General features: G+C 52.5%; 20 protein-coding genes. 11 read left to right on the top strand and 9 right to left on the bottom strand.

Going from position 1 to position 21,269, the window contains the following annotated elements; genetic code table 11:
* The first annotated feature begins 57 nt into the window (after positions 1–57).
* Both paaZ and IEY39_RS20020 read left to right on the top strand, forming a co-directional pair.
* The gene (paaZ, locus tag IEY39_RS20015) at positions 58–2,100 is read left to right on the top strand and encodes a phenylacetic acid degradation bifunctional protein PaaZ (protein ID WP_188934907.1); all 2,043 of its coding nucleotides are present in this window, start codon (positions 58–60) and stop codon (positions 2,098–2,100) included.
* A 49-nt stretch (positions 2,101–2,149) separates the two neighbouring features.
* Complete coding sequence (locus tag IEY39_RS20020) at positions 2,150–2,920, top strand: enoyl-CoA hydratase/isomerase family protein (protein ID WP_188934909.1); 771 nt, start codon at positions 2,150–2,152, stop codon at positions 2,918–2,920.
* Positions 2,921–2,969: 49 nt separating this feature from the next.
* Here IEY39_RS20020 and can read toward each other — a convergent pair whose 3' ends face one another.
* The gene (gene can / locus IEY39_RS20025; protein WP_188934911.1) at positions 2,970–3,605 is read right to left on the bottom strand and encodes a carbonate dehydratase; all 636 of its coding nucleotides are present in this window, start codon (positions 3,603–3,605) and stop codon (positions 2,970–2,972) included.
* A 13-nt stretch (positions 3,606–3,618) separates the two neighbouring features.
* A complete protein-coding gene (fabG, locus tag IEY39_RS20030; RefSeq protein ID WP_188934913.1) occupies positions 3,619–4,368 on the bottom strand; it encodes a 3-oxoacyl-[acyl-carrier-protein] reductase in 750 nt (249 codons plus the stop codon).
* Positions 4,369–4,394: 26 nt separating this feature from the next.
* Between fabG and IEY39_RS20035 the strand changes: the two genes are divergently transcribed.
* On the top strand, positions 4,395–5,639 hold the full coding sequence (locus IEY39_RS20035) for a hypothetical protein (protein ID WP_188934915.1): 1,245 nt from the start codon (positions 4,395–4,397) through the stop codon (positions 5,637–5,639).
* Here the strand turns inward: IEY39_RS20035 and IEY39_RS20040 are convergent.
* Together IEY39_RS20040 and lptB are read right to left on the bottom strand one after the other, a co-directional pair.
* Positions 5,602–7,134 carry a GH3 auxin-responsive promoter family protein gene (locus IEY39_RS20040; RefSeq protein WP_188934917.1) on the bottom strand — a complete coding sequence of 511 codons (1,533 nt, stop codon included), beginning with the start codon at positions 7,132–7,134 and terminating at the stop codon, positions 5,602–5,604. The two genes, IEY39_RS20035 and IEY39_RS20040, sit on opposite strands and share 38 nt — an antisense overlap.
* A 43-nt stretch (positions 7,135–7,177) precedes the next feature.
* Entirely contained in the window at positions 7,178–7,960 is a 783-nt protein-coding gene (lptB, locus tag IEY39_RS20045) for an LPS export ABC transporter ATP-binding protein (RefSeq protein WP_188934919.1), read from the bottom strand.
* A 126-nt stretch (positions 7,961–8,086) separates the two neighbouring features.
* On the opposite strand from lptB, the gene IEY39_RS20050 reads away from it, so the two are divergent.
* Entirely contained in the window at positions 8,087–9,040 is a 954-nt protein-coding gene (locus tag IEY39_RS20050; RefSeq protein ID WP_188934921.1) for a methylenetetrahydrofolate reductase, read from the top strand.
* Here the strand turns inward: IEY39_RS20050 and IEY39_RS20055 are convergent.
* Together IEY39_RS20055 and IEY39_RS20060 are read right to left on the bottom strand one after the other, a co-directional pair.
* Positions 9,024–10,970: a peptidylprolyl isomerase gene (locus IEY39_RS20055; protein ID WP_188934923.1), complete on the bottom strand. Its 1,947-nt coding sequence runs from the start codon at positions 10,968–10,970 to the stop codon at positions 9,024–9,026. The two genes, IEY39_RS20050 and IEY39_RS20055, sit on opposite strands and share 17 nt — an antisense overlap.
* Positions 10,971–10,974: 4 nt before the next feature.
* Positions 10,975–12,420 (bottom strand): TlpA family protein disulfide reductase, encoded by a 1,446-nt coding sequence (locus tag IEY39_RS20060; protein WP_188934925.1) that lies wholly within the window; start codon positions 12,418–12,420, stop codon positions 10,975–10,977.
* 31 nt (positions 12,421–12,451) lie between these two features.
* On the opposite strand from IEY39_RS20060, the gene rlmD reads away from it, so the two are divergent.
* The 5 genes from rlmD to cysS all read left to right on the top strand — a co-directional run bounded on the left by rlmD (position 12,452) and on the right by cysS (position 18,337).
* Positions 12,452–13,861 carry a 23S rRNA (uracil(1939)-C(5))-methyltransferase RlmD gene (rlmD, locus tag IEY39_RS20065; RefSeq protein WP_188934926.1) on the top strand — a complete coding sequence of 470 codons (1,410 nt, stop codon included), beginning with the start codon at positions 12,452–12,454 and terminating at the stop codon, positions 13,859–13,861.
* Between the two features lie 127 nt (positions 13,862–13,988).
* The gene (locus IEY39_RS20070) at positions 13,989–14,618 is read left to right on the top strand and encodes a rhomboid family intramembrane serine protease (protein WP_229689000.1); all 630 of its coding nucleotides are present in this window, start codon (positions 13,989–13,991) and stop codon (positions 14,616–14,618) included.
* Between the two features lie 68 nt (positions 14,619–14,686).
* Positions 14,687–15,613, top strand: a complete 927-nt coding sequence (locus IEY39_RS20075; protein WP_188934930.1) for a rhomboid family intramembrane serine protease — start codon at positions 14,687–14,689, stop codon at positions 15,611–15,613.
* Positions 15,614–15,626: 13 nt separating this feature from the next.
* Positions 15,627–16,763 (top strand): endonuclease/exonuclease/phosphatase family protein, encoded by a 1,137-nt coding sequence (locus IEY39_RS20080; RefSeq protein ID WP_188934932.1) that lies wholly within the window; start codon positions 15,627–15,629, stop codon positions 16,761–16,763.
* Positions 16,764–16,825: 62 nt separating this feature from the next.
* On the top strand, positions 16,826–18,337 hold the full coding sequence (gene cysS / locus IEY39_RS20085; protein WP_188934934.1) for a cysteine--tRNA ligase: 1,512 nt from the start codon (positions 16,826–16,828) through the stop codon (positions 18,335–18,337).
* Here cysS and mnmC2 read toward each other — a convergent pair.
* Complete coding sequence (mnmC2, locus tag IEY39_RS20090; protein ID WP_188934936.1) at positions 18,334–18,984, bottom strand: tRNA (5-methylaminomethyl-2-thiouridine)(34)-methyltransferase MnmC2; 651 nt, start codon at positions 18,982–18,984, stop codon at positions 18,334–18,336. The two genes, cysS and mnmC2, sit on opposite strands and share 4 nt — an antisense overlap.
* Positions 18,985–19,023: 39 nt before the next feature.
* On the opposite strand from mnmC2, the gene IEY39_RS20095 reads away from it, so the two are divergent.
* Together IEY39_RS20095 and IEY39_RS20100 are read left to right on the top strand one after the other, a co-directional pair.
* Entirely contained in the window at positions 19,024–19,647 is a 624-nt protein-coding gene (locus IEY39_RS20095) for a DNA-3-methyladenine glycosylase family protein (RefSeq protein WP_188934938.1), read from the top strand.
* Positions 19,648–19,775: 128 nt separating this feature from the next.
* A complete protein-coding gene (locus IEY39_RS20100; protein WP_188934940.1) occupies positions 19,776–20,285 on the top strand; it encodes a hypothetical protein in 510 nt (169 codons plus the stop codon).
* A gap of 57 nt (positions 20,286–20,342) precedes the next feature.
* Here IEY39_RS20100 and IEY39_RS20105 read toward each other — a convergent pair whose 3' ends face one another.
* Positions 20,343–20,735, bottom strand: coding sequence for a hypothetical protein (locus IEY39_RS20105; RefSeq protein ID WP_188934942.1), 393 nt, complete (start codon positions 20,733–20,735; stop codon positions 20,343–20,345).
* A gap of 42 nt (positions 20,736–20,777) precedes the next feature.
* Positions 20,778–21,191, bottom strand: coding sequence for a hypothetical protein (locus IEY39_RS20110; protein WP_188934944.1), 414 nt, complete (start codon positions 21,189–21,191; stop codon positions 20,778–20,780).
* Between the last annotated feature and the right edge of the window lie 78 nt (positions 21,192–21,269).

Genomic DNA, 21,269 nt, shown 5'->3' on the forward strand with positions numbered 1-21,269 from the left:
CACAACTTCCGTGGAGGAAAATGCGTTAGTTTTGAGGCAGACAAACGATTGTATACTATGCCGAAGCTTGGAAACTTTGTCACGGGAAGCTGGATCACCGGCGACGGGGACGGCCAGCCTCTTTTTAATGCAGCCACAGGCGACATCATCGCCCACGCCAGCACAAAAGGCCTGGATTTCGCTGCCATCCTCGACTATGCCCGCAAGACTGGCAACCCGGCGCTCCGCCGGATGACCTTCCCCCAACGGGGCCTGATGCTCCGGGCCCTCGCTCTCCATTTACGCGAACACCTGGACGCCTTTTACCGTATAAGCTATCTCACCGGCGCCACCCGCGCCGATAGCTGGATAGACCTGGAAGGCGGCATCGGCAATCTCTTCTCCTATGCCTCGCTACGCCGCAAGTTTCCCGACGAAACCTTTTGCCTTGACGGCGAAGGACTATCCCTGGGGAAAGGCGGAACCTTTATGGGACAACACATCCTGGTGCCAAAAGAAGGCGCCGCCATCCATATCAACGCCTTTAACTTCCCCGTATGGGGCATGCTGGAGAAGATAGCCGTCAATCTTCTGGCGGGAGTACCGGCCGTTGTCAAACCAGCCACGGTCACCTCTTTTCTCACCGAAGCCGTCGTCCGGGAGATCATCGCCTCGGATATCCTGCCCCCCGGGGCCCTGCAGCTGTTGTGTGGCAATGCGAGCGGTCTTCTGGACCATGTCACCGCCCAGGATGTCGTCACCTTCACCGGCTCGGCATCCACCGGTCTTCAGCTGAAAGCCCATCCCCGCGTTTTACAGGAGAGTACGCCTTTCAATATGGAAGCCGATTCCCTCAACTGCCTTGTCCTCGGTGAAGACGTCGAACCGGGCATGCCGGAGTGGGACCTGTTCGTAAAAGAATTGCGGAAAGAAATGACGGTAAAAGCAGGCCAGAAATGTACGGCGGTACGGCGCATCTTCGTGCCGGAAAATAAGCTTGAAGAAGCCCGCAAGGCCATTATAAAGGCCCTGGCCCAGACACCCATCGGCAACCCGGAAAATGAAAAGGTGAGGATGGGGCCGCTGGCAGGGCAGTCGCAGCGCGAAGAGGTAAGGGCACAGGTGACAAAGCTTCTGGCCTCTTCCCAACTGATCTATGGTTCCCTCGACAGCGTCGAGCTCATCGAAGGCGATGCTGCCCGCGGCGCATTCCTGAGTCCGCTGTTGCTGCTCAATGAAAAACCGTTCAACACGGAAGAGCCGCACAACATCGAAGCCTTTGGCCCCGTCAGCACCCTGATGCCTTATAAAGACAATGACGCCGCCATCGAGCTCTCCAAGAAGGGAAAAGGGTCGCTGTGCAGCACCATCGTTACAGCTGATCCAGATATCGCGCGTATATATACCCTGGGTGCGGCGACCCATCACGGCCGCATTCTTATCCTCAACAACGAGTGCGCAAAGGAAAGCACCGGACATGGGAGCCCGCTGCCATTACTGGTGCACGGCGGACCGGGCCGCGCAGGCGGCGGCGAGGAAATGGGCGGCATCCGCGGAGTAAAGCATTATATGCAGCGGGTAGCGGTGCAAGGGTCTCCTACCATGATCACCCATCTCACCCATCAGTATCAGCCGCATGCAAAACAGACGCTTGACGAGAAACATCCTTTTAGGAAATATTTCGATGAATTGCAGGTAGGGGACACCGTTATTACGCACAAACGCACCGTCACCGAGGCGGATATCGTGAACTTTGCCAACGTCAGCTGGGACCATTTCTATGCTCATACCGATCATACTTCCCTTGAAGGCACGCTCTTTGAAAAACCGGTTGCGCATGGTTATTTCATCCTAAGCGCGGCTGCGGGTCTCTTTGTCGATGCCGGAAAAGGCCCCGTCATGCTGAATTACGGCCTGGAGGAATGCCGGTTCCTGAAACCCGTCTATGCCGGCAGCACCATCGGGGTAAGGCTCACCTGTAAAGAGAAGATCGCGCAGGAGAAAAAAGAGGAAAATGACATTCCCCGGGGCATCGTTAAGTGGTATGTGGATGTCTATGATGAAACGGGGGAGAGCGTGGCCATAGCTACTATCCTGACGATGGTGCAACGAAAACCCTGAAATACTGTTAAAGACGCTTGAAACACCCTGAAACAAAACAATAATCGCTATGCTCAAACAGATCAAGGAAGGACATGTCAAGGCCGAACGTCACAATGGAGTCATGACCATTGAATTCTCCCACCCCCAGAGTAATTCCCTACCCGCGGAAATGTTGGAAGGCATCGCCCATGAGATCCATGGCGCCGGCAATGATCACGAAACAAAGGTTGTCATTCTGCAATCCGCCGGTGAACGGGCCTTTTGCGCCGGCGCATCCTTCGACGAGCTGCTCGCCATCGAGACGGTAGACCAGGGATTGCGATTCTTCGGCGGTTTTGCACTCCTTATCAATGAGATGCGGAAATGCCCCAAATTCATCATCGTCCGTATCCAGGGCAAATGTGTCGGCGGTGGGGTAGGGATAGCGGCGGCTGCCGACTATGCCATTGCTGTGGAAGGCGCAGACGTCAAACTAAGCGAATTGTCCATCGGCATCGGTCCTTTTGTAGTAGGCCCCGCCGTGGAAAGAAAGATCGGACTCGCTGCTTTCAGCAGCCTGGCCATCGATGCCGCGATGTGGCGCGACGCGGAATGGGCGAGAAGAAGAGGCCTCTATGCCGAACTCCACGGCACTGTGACGGGAATGGATGAATCCATCGCACGGCTCGCCAATCAATTGGCCCATTCCAACCCCGAAGCCATGACCTTATTAAAACAAAGTATGTGGAAAGGCACCGAGCATTGGGACCAATTGTTGTTCGAGAAAGCCGCGTTGAGCGGACGCCTCATCCTAAGCGCCTTCTCCAAAACGGCTATTCAGAAATTTAAGAAAAAGTAAGAGGGCTCACATGAGAAAAAGATGGGGCGGCCGCAGGCCGCCTCTCTTATTATAAGTCGTCATATTGATAGATCGGGTCGATGGCCGACCCCGCATCCATATCGAACACCGGCTTGATCAGTCCGTCCTTAAGTCCATAAACCCAGCCATGCAGCTGCGGCCGCCGTTCATGCTTCCAGGCCCGCTGGATGATGGAGGTCTTTGCCAGATGCATCACCTGCTCCTTTACATTCAGCTCCACCAGCCGGTCTGTCCGCTTTTCCTCATCGGCTATCGCATCCAGCTCCTTTGCATACAGCCGGTAGACATCCTTGATATTGCGCAGCCACATATTCAGTACATATTTGAAGTCGTGATTGGTCATCGCGGCCGTTATCCCGCCGCAGCCATAATGCCCGCAGACGATTACATGATTCACCTTAAGGATGGTGACGGCATAGTCGAGCACGCTTAACAGGTTGACATCCGTATGGATGACGAGATTGGCGACATTGCGATGGACAAAGATCTCGCCCGGCTGCGTCCCGGTGATCTTATCCGCCGGCACCCGGCTGTCGCTACAGCCGATCCAAAGAAATTCCGGTTTTTGCAGATGAGCAAGCCGCTCGAAATATTCCGGATCATCCGCCTTTATTCCCGAAGACCAGGCTTTATTCTCTGATAGTAATTTCTCTATCGGCGTCATTAATTTGGATTTTTCAAATATTCAAGCCGCCGCAGGCGCTGATCACCTGCCCGGTGATATACGAACTCAGATCGCTGGCCAGGAACAACGCGGTATTGGCTATTTCTTCGGCTTGTCCAAACCGGCCAAGCGGAATGCTCTCGAGGAATTTCTTCGACGCATCCCCGTCTTTCAGGTAGTGGGTCATATCCGTCTCGATGAATCCGGGTGCGATGGCGTTGCAACGGATATTACGGCTGCCCAACTCTTTGGCTACCGACATGGTAAAACCAAGGATACCGGCCTTGGATGCGGCATAGCTGGCCTGCCCTGCATTTCCGCTGATGCCGACGATACTGCTCATATTGATGATAGACCCCTTTTTCGCCTTCATCATGGGCCTGATCACCTGCTTGGTCATGTTGAATACGCTCCCCAGGTTGATATCGATCACTTCCTGCCATTGTTCGGGAGTAAGCCGCAGCAGCAGATTGTCTTTTGATATACCGGCATTGTTAACACAGATGTCTACCGTGCCAAACTCCTTCACCACTTCGTTTACCATCGCCTCACATTCCGCATATACGCCGGCATTGCTCTTATAGGCGCGGGCCCTGATACCAAATGCAGTTAGTCTTCCCTCCAGCGCCTTTGCTTTTTCTTCGCTGCTGAGATAGGTAAACGCCACATGTGCTCCATGTTCAGCTAGTTTCAGGGCCACGGCCTCGCCGATGCCACGGCTGGCGCCCGTGACTATCGCAACTTTGTTTTCGAGTAATTTCATGGGCCAAATATATATCTTTAGCATCGATGAATCGTCCTAAAAATTTACCGGCTCAGCTGCTGCTTTTCTTTGCTATAGAAACCCTTAGCGTCACCTGGTGCCTCAAGATCCCGGGCTGGGCGCCCTTTCTCTCCCTGTTGTATTGTGCATCAGGCATGGGCATTGCCTATCTGCTTACCCGCTGCCCTACACTACAACTTCCCTCGCGGGGTAAAAAATCCTGGACCCTGCCTATCAATCATTACCGGCTCATCATCACCGGCTGTCTCGCCCTCGCCACCTGGTCATGGTGCCAGTATTGGTTCGATGAGATGCCCATCGACATCACCAACGCCGATATGCTGCCGATCATAAAAGTGATGGGCGAAAGATTTATTGCCGGTCAGCATAGCCATGTCTATGATATTATTCCCTCCATCTGGCACGGGACACAACCCATCTATCTCCCGGCCATGTGGCTGCCTTATGTCCCCGCCATTTTCCTGGGCCTCGACATGCGCTGGATCGCCGTAGCCGGGTTATTTTTTGCCTTCATCACCTTTCTGTTCCTCTACCGCCCTCCCGCAAGGCATCACCAACCGAATCACCCCCACGACTACAAACCCTTCTTCCTCGGCGCCCTGGCCTTTCTGCTTTATTGGTGGGTCGTGGCGGACAACACCGCGGGCATCGTCAGCGTGGCCGAAGAAGGAATGGTCATCGGGTATTATGTGCTGCTGGTGCTGGCGCTGGTTTCCGGCAAGCCCTGGCTAACAGGCATCGCCATCTCGCTTTGCATGTTGAGCCGCTATGCACTGGTAGGCTGGCTACCCGCCTACCTTATTTATCTTGCGATGGAAAAAAAATGGCGTGAATGCTCGATCATTACGCTCACGGGGATACTGTGTTTTGTATTGCTGTTCTTGCTGCCTGTCGGTCTCAGCACCTTTGTCCGGCTGGCGAAGCTACCCGGCGACTATGTGGCTTTTGCCTGCCGGGTGTGGAAAGACAGTCCTGACGTATTCGCTACGGCGCCCGCCTTTGCCTCGTTCTTTGGCCCGAATAGAGTAGGGCTGCTGCATAGCCTGCTTGTCAGCCTCTCCTTTATCATCCCGCCGCTGTTCGTGCTCATCGGCCGGCGGTTGCATGGTAACAATCTGCCGTTGGCATCTTTAAAGCTGGCGCTGGTAATCTTTTATTGCTTTATCGATGTTCCCTATCTCTACCTGTTCTATACTTCATCGTTTGTCAGCCTTATTGCGTTGACGCTGGTGCTTCATGAGCCAGCATAGCCTGGATCTCTTCGATATACTTGCGGTCATTCGACAGGCGGGGAACCTTGTGCTGACCGCCAAGCTTTCCCTTACGCTTTAGCCATGCAGTAAAGACGCCTTTTTCCAACACCTGCAACCGGGGCAAACCCAGCGCGATATCCTTATGCCGCTTAGCCTCATAATCACTGTTGATGCTTTGAAGCGCTTTATCCAGTTCGCTGACAAAACTGTCCAGGTTGTCGGGCTTTTTCTCAAATTCCACCAGCCATTCATGCGCCCCGTTGCCCGTTTCGCTGAAATACACCGGCGCTGCGGTATAATCATTGACGATTGCCCCTGTCTTCTGACTGGCGATGGCAATGGCTTTATCCGAATTGTCGACGATGACCTCCTCGCCAAAGGCGTTGATAAAATGCTTCAACCGGCCGCTCACCCTTATGCGGAATGGGTCCCGGGAGGTAAACTGAACGGTGTCGCCAAGCAGATAGCGCCAAAGCCCGCCGTTGGTATTGATGACAAGCGCATAGTGGTGACCCACCTCGATATCGGCCAGCCCGATCGTTTCCGGCTGGGCCTTGCCGTATTCTTCTACCGGCATAAACTCCATAAAGATGCCATGGTCGAGGAAGAGCAGCATCCCATCATCATGGGGATTTCCCTGCGCAGCGAAGAAACCCTCGCTGGCATTATACATTTCGAGATAGTTAATATCCCTGCCGATAAGTTTGCGAAACTGTTCCCGGTAGGGGGTAAATGCGACACCGCCATGGATATATAGCTCCAGGGAGGGCCACACTTCAGCCAACGTGCTCCTGCCCGTGATCTCGAGGATGCGGCGGATCAACACTAGTGTCCAGGTGGGTACTCCCGAGATAGACGTGACGTTTTCTATGATGGTGTTCCTGGCCAATCTTTCGATCTTGTCTTCCCATTCGTCCAGCAGAGCAATGCTTAATTCGGGTGTGCGGATCCAGTTACCCCAGAAGGGTGCGTTCTGAAGCAACACGGCGCTGAGGTCGCCGTAATGAACGTCTTCGTTCATTTGATTGATCGTGTGGCTGCCGCCGATGACCAATCCTTTGCCAGTGAGCAGGTCGGATTCGGGATTGAAATTATAATACATCGTCAGGACGTCCTTCGCGCCTTTATAATGGCAATCCTGTAGGCTCTCTTCGCTGACGGGAATAAATTTGCTCTTGTCGCTGGTGGTGCCGCTGCTCTTGGCAAACCAATAAATAGGCGTGTTCCAGAGGATATTCTGCTCCCCATTCATGATCCGCTGGATATAGGGTTTCAGGTCATCATATTCGTGGATAGGAACGGCCTGTTTGAAGTCGCGGAGCGAAAAGGTCCTGGAGAAATTGTATTTGCGCCCGAACTCGGTATACTGCGCGGAGGTGACAAGATGTTGCAATACTTCCCGTTGCACAGCGACGGGGTGCTTCACCCATTGTTCGATGCGCTCCTGGCGCAACCTCGCCAATCTCGATATAGCCGGACTCAATAGCTTCATACGATGCACTCCATGTATGGCAAAGTAACTAATCGCCGGGACTTTACAGGGTATTTTTTTCTTCGTGCTGACGCGCCTCTTCGTGGAGATAATCCTTTCTTTTCAGCTCGAAATTGCGACCCAGGTAAAGCCGTCTCACCTGTTCGTCCTCGGCCAGCTCTTCGGCGGTGCCGTGTTTGAAGATCTTCCCGTCGATAAGCAGGTAGGCCCGGTCGCAGATGGAGAGGGTTTCGTTTACGTTATGGTCGGTGATGAGGATACCGATATTCCTGAATTTAAGCCGGGCCACCACGGACTGGATGTCTTCCACCGCGATGGGGTCGACCCCGGCAAAGGGTTCGTCCAGCAGGATAAATTTGGGGTCCACAGCAAGGGCGCGGGCGATCTCGGTGCGCCGTCTTTCCCCGCCGCTGAGCGAATCCCCGTTGTTCTTGCGTACATGGTGCAGGTGAAACTCATCCAGCAAGGCTTCCAGCTTCGCTTTCTGCTGGGCCCGGCTCAGCCTGGTCATTTCCAGCACGGCCTTGATATTATCCTCTACGCTCAACTTACGAAAGACGGAGGCTTCCTGCGGCAGATAGCCGATGCCCATCTGCGCACGCTTGAACATCGGCAGACGAGTGATATTCACGTCGTTGAGAAAGACATTCCCTTCATCCGGCTTGATCAGCCCGACTACCATGTAAAAGGTCGTCGTCTTGCCCGCCCCATTAGGACCCAGCAGCCCGACGATCTCCCCCTGCTCCAACTTCACCGACACGTGATTCACCACCGTCCGGTTGTGATAAGTCTTTACAAGGTCTTGGGAATGAATGGTGATACTCAACTTTTTCTATTTTGCCCGCAAAAATAAGCCCCGAAAGCCATGGTACAAGCTTCCCGCTTTAAATTTATAGGTGTTTTAAGACTTATGGCCTAAGTTTGCGAAATTAATTCGAATTATTCGTTCGTTATGAAGGTTATAGACCATATCAATAGTGCAAAAGACACCCTTGTTTCCTTTGAGATACTCCCTCCCCTGAAAGGCAAGACCATCAGCTCCATTTATGAACATCTGGACCCGCTGATGGCTTTCAACCCCTCCTTCATCAACGTGACTTATCACCGCAGCGAGACGATGTTTAAAAAGAAGGCCGACGGAACATTTGAAAAAGTGGAAGTCCGTAAACGGCCCGGTACGGTCGGCATTTGCGCCGCCATCATGAACCACTATAAGGTAGACGCCGTCCCGCACCTCATCTGCGGTGGATTTGCAAAACGGGAGACGGAAGACGCGCTCATCGACCTTCACTTCCTCGGTATCGACAATGTGCTGGTGCTGCGGGGCGACGCTGCAAAGAACGAAAGCTCTTTTGAACCCGAACCCGATGGTCATCGCTACGCCATCGATCTGCTGAAACAGGTTGTGTGCCTCAACCAGGGCGTCTACCTGGAAGAAGATATCAAAAACGGCGGCAAGACCAATTTCTGCATCGGTATCGCGGGCTATCCCGAAAAACATTTCGAAGCCCCCAACCTGGAAACCGATCTGATGTACCTCAAGGCAAAGGTCGAATCCGGAGCGGAATACATTACCACTCAGATGTTCTTCGATAACCAAAAGTATTTTGATTTTGTAAAGATCTGCCGCGATCAGGGCATCACTGTTCCCATCATCCCGGGCCTGAAGCCGATAACAACGAAGAAACAGATGAGCATGTTACCAAAGGTCTTCCATGTAGACCTGCCCACCGATCTTTCCAAAGCCATTCTACAGTGCAAGACCGACGCGGACGTTGAACAGGTAGGCACGGAATGGCTGATCCAGCAAAGCAGGGAATTGAAGAAAGCCGGCGTGCCCGTGCTGCACTATTATACCCTGGGTAAGCCCAAGGTGATCGAAGCGACTGTCAAGGCAACTTTTTAAATTCCGCGTCATCCACTTTTACCGCATATTTCTTCTTCAGCTCGGCGATCCACTCATCCTCCAGGTAGGTTTGATAGTCATTGATCACAAATCCCCTGGCGTCCCGGAAATTGCGAGGTGACCGCTCGTGATATATATTCAGGATGTAGGCAAAAGATATCGAATTGTCCGCCGTATTCGTTGAAAAAGGCGTATACAAGCCTGCGGTGAGGTCTGTCTTGTTCGGATTGGGGATCTGGGTCAGCTCATAGCGACCGGAATCCGCCTGGATGGCCAATGCGCCGCTATCCGACATCTGCCGCCAGCCCGCGATGGGATGAGCCTGTAGCCGGGTCTTGAGGTCTTCCGCCGTCCGGGTGTTGTTACACGTGAACAACAGGGCATCCGCACTGGCTTCCCACCAATATTTGTCCTTATGCGCGTCATAGTATTTCCGCAGCCCGGCACTGTCGGTGGATGCCTTATCCCATATCTTCCGTTGCATGATCTCGAACAACAGGTTCCCTTCCCTGAATTCCGTCAGTTGAAAGGCAAAGTCTTTATTATAATCTTCGAGATGATCGCGGTAGTAGCCCAGGGCCATCCGTTCGACAAAGCGGTCATACAGTTCTTTATCCGCATCGGCCCCACCGGACCGCGGTCCCCTCGATGCTCTTGCATAGTCCAGCCATTCCTTTAGCGTATAGGACTGGTGTGAAAAAGAGAACAGGGTGGTGTTGTAGTCAAGACCCCTGAAACTCGAGAAGCCCATATTACGCATCGAGCTGTCGGTAAAGGCCCATAGATCGGATTCAGAAATGTTCGCGGGACGAAAATCGGCCTGTTGCTCGATACGGCTAAGCAGGGCCTTGCGTGATACCTCTATGCGGGGGTCGTTCAATACCTGTTGCTTCAGCACCGCAGCCGTTGGCTCGTCCCATTGGGTAGGGAAAGGTTTGCGGGCAATGCGTTTGAGGATATGGTAGCCAAAGGCGCTGGGGATGGGTTTGCTGATGGCGCCATCCCTGTCAAGGGAGAAAGCTGCTGCTTCAAAGGCTGAATCATAGCGCCCCACACCGAATTCGGGTAGTTCGCCCCCTTGCTGGTAAGAGAGATTGTCTGCGCTGTTGGCGCGCGCCAATGCGGCAAAGTCACCTCCTTGTTGCAGCAGGGCATAAATGGAGTCAGCTTTATGCTGTGTCGCCATCTGCATCGCACCCGTTGCCGAAGGCGGGTAGGCCACAAGGATCTGGGCGATCTTTATCCGGCCCAGGGATTTCCGTTCGCCGTCGTTGCGGAAGATATGGTATCCGCCTTTCGTGCGGCAGGGCAAGGAGAATTTGCCGGGAGCAAGGGAATAAGCCACGCTCTCCAATGTGTACGGGAGGGTAAAGACCGTGATATAGCCAAGATTCCCGGCATTGCTCTTCACCGAAGGATCGTCCGAATATTGTAGCGCCGCATCGCCAAATTTTTTACCTTTTTTCAACGCCGCATAAACGCTCATCGCCTTTTCATACGCCGTTACCGTGTCGGCAGGGGTAGCGTTTTTTGGGAGTTGGATAAGGATATGCGAAAGCCGGATATCCTTTTGTCCTCTTTGAAAAGCTTCCTTTACCAGGCGGTCGAGACTCGTTTCGTCCTTCAGGTAACTCTCCGCTACCTGTGAGCGGAAGTTCTGTAGTTCTGTCCGCTGCCCGGCAAGGGTATCCAATTGGGCATCATAGGCCGCCCGAACTTTCAATTTATAACGGATATAGAGCTCCAGGTAATCCCGGTAGGTTGTCGGGGTAGCCTTTTGCCCGGTATTATTCTTACTGTACGCCTTCAGAAACTCTTCCCTGGAGACCGTGCTATGGTCGACCGTGAAAAGAGTCTGTGCTGAGATGCCGGACACGAACAGGAGAAGAAGGGTAGGGATAAGGAATCGCGTTTTGACCGGGATGCTCATAATATCAATTGGATTTTGGTTTGCGCATTTTTAGATTAATAACTTCATCCAGCTGCTGATAAGTAAGCTTTTTAGCAATGATGCGTTTGTCTTTGTCCAGTAAATAGAGGATGGGGGTTTGATACACATCGTACAACTGCCGGTAATTGGGTTGCCCTGCCTTCTCGGTTGCGTCGAGGTGCTCCTTGGTCTCATAAACGTGTATCCAATCGGTTAAATTGTGATCCTTAATGAATTGCAGCCAGGCTTCGCGTCCACCGTCGACCATCACCCCATACAGCTTTACCCCCTCCTGTTTCCATTTTGCCTGGAAGATGGAGTCCACGTTTGGCACAATCTCCTTGCAATGGCTGCAGGTTGGGTCCCAAAAGCAAATGACGATATAGGGAGCCTGAACGTCGTAAAGGTTGCGGGGAGCGCCGGCGGTATCCACCATTTCCAGGTTGGCGGCCGGGGCACCTATAAGATTGGCCATCAAGCTATAAGCACGGTTGTCCAAAAACTTCCGGTACTTTTCTGTAAAGAACTCCGCCTGCCCGGTATTGATATATTTTTCGAAGAGATGAACAAAGACAGCATCCTGGCCCATATATTCCGGGTTCACATACTTCTGGACAAAATAGACAAGGAGATATTGAAACATCGGTTTGCTGACCCGGGACTCCAGCAGCATCATGTCTGTTTCGCGTTCGATGGAATCCGGGTCGGGGGGCACCAGGTCGTGGAAATATTTATCCAGCCGGGGTTCGAAGACGGGTGTCCGGCTAAGCCGCTCGTCGGAAAAAGAGACCCCATCCCAATAGTGATCCTTGAAGAAGTGATAGGCGAAAAGACTGTCATATTTTCCGCCCGGCTGTTTGGAGGCTGGTGGAATGACGGGTTCTTTCAGCAGTTGGAAAAGGGTTGACAACAGGGAGTTGGGATATTTGATGCCAAGCGTCTGTCTGTAATCCTGTATCTCGGTGTTGGCTTTCTTCATTTTTTCCTTGATCCGGGCGGAATCGGCCTTAGTATGCACGGTGGCCAGCTCTTTTTGCCCGGCTGTTATTTCCTTCCCTTTGGTGGCCGTATAGCGGGTGTAGGTCTGGAAGACGGTGTTATCCGGCGACCCTGTGAAAATAACGCTCCCGGGCAGATCGGTGGTGTCGGCGGCTACCGAGAAATGCTGGAGGCTGTCCAGCAGCAGTTCGAAGAGTACGGCCCTGCTGGGAGAGACCACGAAGTAAACTCCGCCTGGCAATCGCTCTTTGCCGCTAAAAACACCCTCGCCGCCGGCGTCAAGCTGCGCCGAATCCGCAAGGGCCCGAATCTTCCCATAATAATAACCCAGGTAGACCTTTCCGCTGGTGTAGGGCTTCAGGTGAAGGCGGATGGAATAACCGCTCTGTGGATAGGCTTTCAATAGCAGGCACGATAAAGTGGCCAGGAATAGGATCTTATACTTGTTCATACGCCGGTAAAAATAGCACTACTTTTGCAGCGTGAGAAAAAGAAGCAAAAAAATCGAATTGTCCAATATTCCGGTAGAGGCCTATGCGGCAGAAGGCAAATCCATTGCGCGCGTCGATGGAAAGGTCATTTTTATCGAGAATGCTGTCCCGGGTGATGTTGTCGATCTGCGGCTGGGTAAAAATAAAAAGGACTGGGCCGAGGGCTTTGTTACGGGCTTTCGCCAGTATTCCCCCAATCGGATAACCCCGTTCTGTTCGCATTTTGGTGTTTGTGGCGGCTGCCGCTGGCAGATGCTGCCCTACCCCCTGCAGCTGCAATACAAACAGCAACAGGTGGAGGATGTCCTGCGCCGGATAGGCAAGGTCGAATTGCCTGTTGTGACCCCCATCCTCGGCGCCCCGGAATCCATCCACTACCGGAATAAGATCGAATACACCTTCTCCAGCCGCCGCTTCCTGCTGCCGCAAGAACTGCATGACCCGGCCGCTTCCCCCCACCAGGACGTAGCAGGGTTTCATGCAAAGGGCCTTTTCGACAAGGTGGTGGATATCGATACCTGTTACCTGCAGGAAGAGCCGACCAACCGCCTGCGCAAGGTGGTGAGGGATTTTGGGCTTGCGCGCAACCTGCCTTTCTATGATATCAAAGAACATCGCGGCTGGCTGCGTAACCTGCAGCTCCGCATCTGCACCACCGGGGAGATCATGGCCAATCTCGTGCTGGGCTATGAGGACGAGAAACACACCCGGGAATTGACCGGTCTGCTGCTGCAACAATTTCCCGAACTGACGACTCTTTTGGTGACGATCAACACCAAATGGAACGATAGCATCTGGGACCTGGAGCCCCGGGTGGTCCATGGAAAGGGATTCGTGATCGAACAATTGGAAGATTTTCGGTTTATTATAGGGCCGAAATCCTTTTTTCAGACCAATACCCGCCAGGGCGAACAGCTTTACCGGGTAACGCGTGAATACGCTGAATTGACGGGGAGGGAAACCGTCTATGATCTATATTGCGGCACCGGCAGCATCGGCATCTTTGTCAGCCGCCAGGCTGCGCGCATAGTAGGAGTGGAGGTCGTCCCGGAAGCCGTCGCCGATGCACGGGAAAATGCTGCGCTCAACAATATTCCGCAGGCGCGATTCTTTGCCGGGGATGTCGTGGATATTTGTAATGAGGAGTTTTTTGCCCGCGAAGGCCGCCCCGATGTGATCATTACCGATCCGCCGCGCGCCGGCATGCACGAGGGACTGGTGAACAAGATCCTGGAGATAGAGGCGCCAACGGTGGTTTACGTAAGCTGCAATCCGGCCACCCAGGCAAGAGACCTCCATCTGCTGGATGCAAAATATGCCGTTACCCGGGTGCAGCCGGTGGACATGTTCCCGCATACCCATCATATTGAAAATATCGTGCAATTGAAATTGAGGCGTTAATCGTAAATTGTGCGCTGAGAGAAGGCATACTGAATAAGACAAATCGAATAAGAACAATATGGTTAGATTTAGAACCGGATCACCGAATTTTCCTCCCGGAATCAGGATATTACTCATTCTCAATGGCTTGATCTATTTAGCACAGAAGCTCCTTCCCGACATGACAGGGTGGGATGTGACGGAATGGGGTGCGCTTCATCATTGGTCATCGCCTCTGTTCAAACCCCACCAGATCATCACCCATATGTTCATGCATGATCCGCAAAACTTTGGTCATATCCTTTTCAATATGTTCGCATTGTGGATGTTCGGCAGCATCCTGGAGAATTATTGGGGAACCAAGCGATTCCTGAATTTTTATATCATCTGCGGCATCGGCGCCGCCGTTGTGCAAGTCTTGATGATCCCTTACGAAGCTGCCCGCTTCGCCCACGCGTCATATGTCCCGGAGGCTTGGCCACAGGTGATCCAGGCGTACACCGAGCAGTATTCCATGATCGGGGCCTCGGGCGCCATCATGGGGGTCATGGCGGCATTCGCCTATCTGTTCCCCAATACAGAGCTATTCATTTTCCTTATACCTGTACCCGTAAAGGCGAAATATGTCATCCCGGTATATGTCCTCATTGATCTTTTCGGCGGATTCGGCCGGCAGACGGGAGATAATATTGGGCACTTTGCCCATCTTGGCGGGGCGCTTGTTGGCATCATCATTGTCATAATAATGAATAGGACAAACCGGCGGAATTTTTACTAATTTCCCGCGAACATCCTATAGAGGCGTTTTGTAAATTGCATAGGAAGAAGAGCACAATAAACAACTGTATGCGTGTAATGGAAGACAACTATCGCAAAAAAATGGTGTTGGGGCAGGACGGCAACGCACTGGTCCAATTAGTGGTCATCAATGCCGTGCTGTTTGCGATCCTGAAGCTGGTCTACGTTGTTTATATGGTCAATAACCTCTCCGATGCCGCCTATGAGAACAACGTCCTCTCCTGGTTTTTCGTGCCCGGCTCCCTTGATAAGCTGTCTACCCGCCCCTGGACCATATTGACCTTTATGTTCTCCGATGGGCATGTCTTCCGGTTTATCGGCAATATGGTCTGGCTATGGGGATTTGGCTATATTTTACAAGACCTCACCGGCAACCGCAAATTGATCCCCATTTACCTCTATGGCGGCATCGCCGGCGCCGTCTTCTTCCTCATCTGCTATGCTGTTTTCCCGCGGCTGCACGCCCAGGCGGGTCTTGTCGACCTGGCAGGGGCCAACGCCTCCGTCATCGCCATCGCCATCGCCACTACAACGGTAGCGCCGGATTACCGCATCTTCCCCATGATCAACGGGGGCATTCCCCTCTGGATACTTACTGTGGTGTATCTGCTTATCAATTTCTCGACCATCTCTCATAGTGACACGGGCGCTTATATCGCCAACCTTTCCGGTGCAGGCGCAGGTTTCCTATTCATCTACCGGCTGCGTAAAGGGCATGACGGAAGCATCTGGATAAACCGGTTCTTTGACTGGTGTAACGATCTTTTCAACCCGGACAAGAAAAAAAGGACGCGCTCGCCAAAGGATGAATTCTATTACAAGGTCTCCGGTACCCAGCCGTTCAAAAAGATCCCTAACGTGACCCAACAACGCATCGACGAGATACTCGACAAGATCAACCAGCAGGGCTATCGCTTCCTCACGGACGAGGAAAAAGAGATTCTGAAAAGGGCTGCGGACGAAGAAGAGTTGTAACTTAGGACCACTCATGGCCCGCCTAAGAAACTTTAGCCGCCGGTTGTTCATCACCTTGAACATCATTACAGTTATTCTGTTCCTGCTGGCCTGTGCGAATTCCTTCCTGCCTCCCGGTAAGTGGTGGCTGCTCTCCCTGCTGGGGCTTATTTTTCCCTTATTGTTGCTGATGCTGGTCTTGTTTTTTATCATCGGGCTGTTTATCTCCCACTATCGGCCCTGGTCGGTGCTATCCCTGGGAGCCCTGCTGGTTGGCTGGACCAATATCCACAGTTTCTTCGCCATGCACCCGGGAAAGGGCTTCACCCTCGCAAAGCCGCCCGGCGCCCTGCGGATCATGACCTGGAACGTGCGCAGCTTCGACGTCTTCATCACCGCGAAGAGAGGAGCCTCGGGCCATCGCATCAAAATGATGAATTTTATCGACAGTCTGCACCCTGATGTACTTTGCCTGCAGGAATTCTTCGAATCCTACCACCCCAACGACACGCCCAATATTTCTTATATCGAACAGCAGCTGCACTTTCCTTACCATGTCTTTTCACACGACTATGGCCGTTACGATGGGAAATGGGCGGCCGGGGTGATCATTTTTTCGCGTTATCCCATCGTCGATTCGATGACCATACATTATTCAAAGCCCGATCGCGTGCCTGCCACCGAGAGCCTCCTTGCCGCGGATATCCAGCTCGGTGACGATACGCTAAGGGTTTTTACCACCCACCTCCAGTCCGTCCTGTTCCGCAGTAAGGACTACCATGACATCGAGATCATCAAGAATGTCGACGACAGCATCCTGATGGCTTCCAAATCCATTGCAAAAAAACTGGGCTACGCCTTTAAGCACCGGGGTGACCAGGCGGAAGAGGTCCGCGTCCGGCTGGACAGGAGCCCTTACCCCGGCATCATCTGCGGGGATTTTAATGATGTCCCCAATTCCTATACGTACTTCACTATCCGCAGAGACTGGAAAGATGCATTCCTGCAAAAAGGGTTCGGTATCGGCAGAACCTTTGTACATATTTCCCCTACGCTGCGTATTGACTACATTCTCACCGACCCGCAGTTCGACATCCTCCAGTGCAGGAAATTCTCGGTTCCCTGGTCGGACCATAACCCCGTAGTCGCGGATGTGAAATTGACTCCCTAGAGGGGCGCCAGGGGCCCCTTGTTCGTGGCCTTGTTCGCGCGAAAACCGTATCTTCGGGCCGTATGAGTCAGTTAAAAGTTCATAATTCATATACCCGGCAGAAAGAAGTCTTTACCCCCCTCACGGCCGGCCACGTCGGCATGTATGTGTGCGGTCCTACTGTCAGCGGCGAAAGCCATCTCGGCCATGCCCGTCCAACCATCACGTTTGATTTTATTTACCGCTACCTGCTCCACCTGGGCTATAAGGTAAGGTATGTACGCAATATCACCGATGCCGGTCACTTCGAGGAAGAAGGGCGCGAGGCGGAAGATAAGATCTCCAAAAAAGCGGTGCTCGAAAAATTGGAGCCGATGGAGCTGGTGCAGAAATACACCAATCTCTTTCATTGGGCCATGCGCCAGTTCAACAACCTGAACCCCAGCATTGAACCCACCGCTACCGGTCACATCGTCGAACAGATCGGGATGATAGAAACGATCATCCGGGAAGGATATGCTTATGTGGTGAACGGCTCCGTCTACTTCGACGTAAAAAAATATGCTGCGCAATATCCCTATGGAAAGCTCAGCGGCAGGGTGTTGGACGATCTGCTGGAGACGACCCGTGATCTCGAAGGCCAGGAGGAAAAACGCAACCGGCAGGATTTTGCCCTTTGGAAAGCCGCCCCGCCCGAACATATCATGCGCTGGCAAAGCCCCTGGGGCGAAGGCTTCCCCGGCTGGCATATCGAGTGCTCCGCGATGAGCACAAAATATCTCGGTACCGAGTTCGATATCCATGGCGGTGGGATGGACCTTATGTTCCCGCATCATGAAAGCGAGATCGCGCAGAGCACCATCTGCAACCATCGGGTGCCCGCCCGGTATTGGATCCATAACAACATGATCACCATCAACGGGAAAAAAATGGGCAAAGCCTATGGGAACCAGATCCGGCTGTCGGAGATGTTCACCGGCAAACACCCCTTGTTGCAACAGGCCTACTCACCGATGACGATCCGCTTTTTTATTCTCCAGACGCACTATCGCAGTACGCTTGACTTTAGCAATGAAGCGCTGCAGGCCGCGGAGAAAGGGCTCAAGCGGCTGTGGGAGGCATACGATCTGTTGAAGAAGCTGGTGGCCGACGAAGGCGAAGGCAATGGCAGCCCTGCAACGACGGCCGATCCGGCGCTCGACGACAAGGTGACCAAACAGCTGCGGGAGATGGACGAATTTATGAAAGATGATTTCAACACGGCCAAGGTGCTGGCCAATCTGTTCGAGCTCGTGCCTGTCATCAATTCCCTCAAAGGTGGTCAGATCCGCCGCGATGCGCTCAGTCCCGCGACCCTTCAGCTGATGAAGCGTTATTTTACCGATTATATTGAAAATATTTTGGGCCTGAAAGGGGAATCCACGGGGGATGATCAAAAGCTCAGCGGGGTGATGGAGCTGCTCATCGACATCCGGCGCGATGCCCGTTCGAAGAAGGACTATTCGACTTCTGATAAGATCCGCAACCAGCTGTTGCAGCTGGGCATTGTGCTGAAGGATGAGAAGGATGGGGGAGTGAGTTATACGTTTGCTTAATGCGGTTTGATTGCCCTTAGAATTTCGCGCTTCCCCGGCGGACCCGGCAGTTTCTCCGTCTTGAATCCCACCGCCCGCAAGGCTCGCCGCACCGCGCCTTTACAGCAATACGTGACTACTATGGCCCCCGGCGCAAGCTGCCCATACAATCGTCCAAATACTTCCTCCGTCCACAGCTCGGGCTGCGCCACCGGGTCAAAAGCATCGTAATAGACCAGGTCGGCTGGTTCACGAAGGTCGTAGTCGCGGATATCTCCACGGCTTTTAAGAAGGCGAAACCCCGGCTGCACTTCCATCGGCTCTTCCCATGGGGTACTGTGCAGCCGTTCGAAAAGGGACTGGCAGTCCGGCCGGCCGAGCACTTCACAATAGTTCAATTCCTTCACCATGGTTAACGGAAGTGGAATCGTTTCCACCGTCTCGTATTGTATAGGCCGGCCTTCCATCAGCGTCAACAAAGCATTCAGTCCTGTCCCAAACCCCATCTCAAAAACGCGTAAGGGCCTGCCCTGTGCCGCTTTGAGCCCGGCGTCAATAAAGATATGCCGCGACTCCTGCACCGCGCCAAAGGTGGAATGATAGGTAACCCCGCCTGCGCCTTCCAGGGTATGAGAACCGTCTTTGGTAACAATTATCTTCAAAGACATTGGACAAAATTCTACATTTAAGGGAAAACCGCAAATTCCATGGACTACCTGCTCCACCTGTCAAAAGATAAAAAGCTAAAGAAACTCATCGACGGCTCCGAACCCATGCGGGTCACCAGGCAAAAGGACGTCTTTTTTTATCTCATCCTTTCCATCATGAGCCAGCAGCTATCTACGAAAGTGGTCAACACCATCCGGCAGCGGTTCCTGGCCTTATACAAGGACCGTATCCCTACCCCCGAAGAGGTGTTAGCCACCCCATTCGAAACGCTTCGCTCCATCGGGCTGTCCAATGCAAAAGCCCGCTATGTTCACAATGTGGCGGAGTTTGCGGTTGAGCATGGGCTGGACCCCAAGACCCTGAACAAGATGGACAATGAAGCCGTGATAGCCTACCTCACGCAGATAAAGGGGGTCGGCCAGTGGACGGCGGAGATGCTGCTGATGTTTAGCCTGGGACGGGAGGACGTATTCACCATCGACGACTGGGGTATTCAGAATGCGATGATCAATATCTACAAGTTAGACCGGACGGATAAAAAGGCCTTCCGGGAAGAGCTCCTGCGCATTTCGGCAAAATGGAGCCCTTATCGTACTTATGCCTGTATGCACTTATGGCGTTGGAAGGATAATAAGCCGGTGATCGCGGCAAAAAAAAAGTAGTATCTTTAAACTAATGGCCGGTAAAATGTTCCAATTGGCCGATTTCCCCTAGACGCTGCCTTGCCTGATTACGTATTATATTCTTATATAGACCAGCAAATAATCGTTAACCTTAAAAATCTAAAGACGTGCGAAAATTGAAATTTATTTTTTCCGCTGCTGCCCTTGTCGTATCCATTGTCTCGCTGATATCTGTTGGCGGTTGTACTAAGAACACAACCTATCAAACAAAGGATAGTGTCTATTATTCCGGCTGGATGACACTTAGCATGACCGGGACCAACCATGATTCCCTATGGTATGAGGACATTGCTGCCAAATCCGTGACGGCATCCGTTCTCCGCTCGGGCGCCGTGCTGGGCTATGTGGGCTCGGCAAGCTCCGGAGATACAACTGCCCTCTCCGCATCGGAATATGGCTTCTCTCAAATATTAAATGTCGGCAACATCGAATTACAGTACTACCTCACCGACCAGTCCGGTCTGCTTTACCGTTATGTGGTGATCCCGGGGAATGTGCTGACCACGACATTTAAGAATTTCAGCCAGGACCAGTTGAAACGCATGAGTTTTACGGATGTCCAGAAAGCGATAAATACGCAGGGTGCGTCTTCGGGTCAGGGTAATACCTTACATTAATTCCTCTCTCTCTTCCGGCCGCCCCTACGGGGCGGCCGGTTTTCTTTGTATCGGGAACTATTTTACTTCCTTTACTTCTACGTCTTCTACCAGGTGATTGCTGGAGTTCACCTCGAAGCGCTGAACGGAATTGTCACCATAATTACGGATGATGAACGTCAGCTTTCCAAAACTTTCCGGATCGGCTAATTTGAATTTCTTGTCAAACTTCTTATCGGAAAAGAAATTCTGATAGATCTGGTCGCCGGATTCATCGAGAATGGCTACGCTAAATTTGCTGCCGGTGGTGTTGTTGTAAACCACGTTGAAAAAGAACTCCCCATTGTTTGCGGCGATGTATTTTACTTCCGCGGCGCCTTTTTCACTACGGTCACCGATGGGATTGTGGCCATTGGCCAGGCTTGCCAGGCTGACGCCGGCAAAAAGAAGGGCGAGAACGATCGACTTCATAAAAAAATATTTAATTGGTGTTGGGAAATAATGTTCAAAAACCTAGTTGATCTGCTTTACAGCTACTTCACGGATGAGCCGGCTGTTTACATTGACGTCAAAGGCCTTTACGATGTCCGCATCCCGGAAATCACGGAAGACGAAGACGATCCGATCCTTGTCGGATTTCGGTAGCCTGAACTGTTTGTAAAAGGTCTTCTCGTTAAAAAGACCCTGGTACAGTTGCGTTCCATCCTGGTCTTTTACGGTGAGCGAAAACCTGCTGCCATCCGGGTTGGCATACGACACGTTGAAGACGAGCATATCGTCCTGCGTGCCCAGGTACTTTACCGTGGCGGCGGTGTCGGCAAAGCCGGTGTTGGCGATTGTTGACCGGGCATGTGCCGTGGTCAGCACCAGCAGGAAAGTGGTTGCCAGAATAAGCTTGCCAAAGTGGGCGGTGATAAGCGACTTCATATAAATGGGTTTTAGTGACGATTAGGATATGGAGCAACCACCCATATGAACAATCAACCGATGGCAAGCGGAAAGACA

Source organism: Puia dinghuensis (genome assembly GCF_014642875.1).
In the GTDB taxonomy this organism is placed as follows: domain Bacteria; phylum Bacteroidota; class Bacteroidia; order Chitinophagales; family Chitinophagaceae; genus Puia; species Puia dinghuensis.

Bases quoted from the DNA above. Each gene is read 5' to 3' on its own strand.
- paaZ (WP_188934907.1), top strand. From the start codon at position 58: ATGCCGAAGCTTGGAAACTTTGTCACGGGAAGCTGGATCACCGGCGAC.
- IEY39_RS20020 (WP_188934909.1), top strand. From the start codon at position 2,150: ATGCTCAAACAGATCAAGGAAGGACATGTCAAGGCCGAACGTCACAAT.
- can (WP_188934911.1), bottom strand. From the start codon at position 3,605: ATGACGCCGATAGAGAAATTACTATCAGAGAATAAAGCCTGGTCTTCG.
- fabG (WP_188934913.1), bottom strand. From the start codon at position 4,368: ATGAAATTACTCGAAAACAAAGTTGCGATAGTCACGGGCGCCAGCCGT.
- IEY39_RS20035 (WP_188934915.1), top strand. From the start codon at position 4,395: ATGAATCGTCCTAAAAATTTACCGGCTCAGCTGCTGCTTTTCTTTGCT.
- IEY39_RS20040 (WP_188934917.1), bottom strand. From the start codon at position 7,134: ATGAAGCTATTGAGTCCGGCTATATCGAGATTGGCGAGGTTGCGCCAG.
- IEY39_RS20050 (WP_188934921.1), top strand. From the start codon at position 8,087: ATGAAGGTTATAGACCATATCAATAGTGCAAAAGACACCCTTGTTTCC.
- IEY39_RS20055 (WP_188934923.1), bottom strand. From the start codon at position 10,970: ATGAGCATCCCGGTCAAAACGCGATTCCTTATCCCTACCCTTCTTCTC.
- IEY39_RS20060 (WP_188934925.1), bottom strand. From the start codon at position 12,420: ATGAACAAGTATAAGATCCTATTCCTGGCCACTTTATCGTGCCTGCTA.
- IEY39_RS20075 (WP_188934930.1), top strand. From the start codon at position 14,687: ATGCGTGTAATGGAAGACAACTATCGCAAAAAAATGGTGTTGGGGCAG.
- IEY39_RS20080 (WP_188934932.1), top strand. From the start codon at position 15,627: ATGGCCCGCCTAAGAAACTTTAGCCGCCGGTTGTTCATCACCTTGAAC.
- cysS (WP_188934934.1), top strand. From the start codon at position 16,826: ATGAGTCAGTTAAAAGTTCATAATTCATATACCCGGCAGAAAGAAGTC.
- mnmC2 (WP_188934936.1), bottom strand. From the start codon at position 18,984: ATGTCTTTGAAGATAATTGTTACCAAAGACGGTTCTCATACCCTGGAA.
- IEY39_RS20095 (WP_188934938.1), top strand. From the start codon at position 19,024: ATGGACTACCTGCTCCACCTGTCAAAAGATAAAAAGCTAAAGAAACTC.
- IEY39_RS20105 (WP_188934942.1), bottom strand. From the start codon at position 20,735: ATGAAGTCGATCGTTCTCGCCCTTCTTTTTGCCGGCGTCAGCCTGGCA.
- IEY39_RS20110 (WP_188934944.1), bottom strand. From the start codon at position 21,191: ATGAAGTCGCTTATCACCGCCCACTTTGGCAAGCTTATTCTGGCAACC.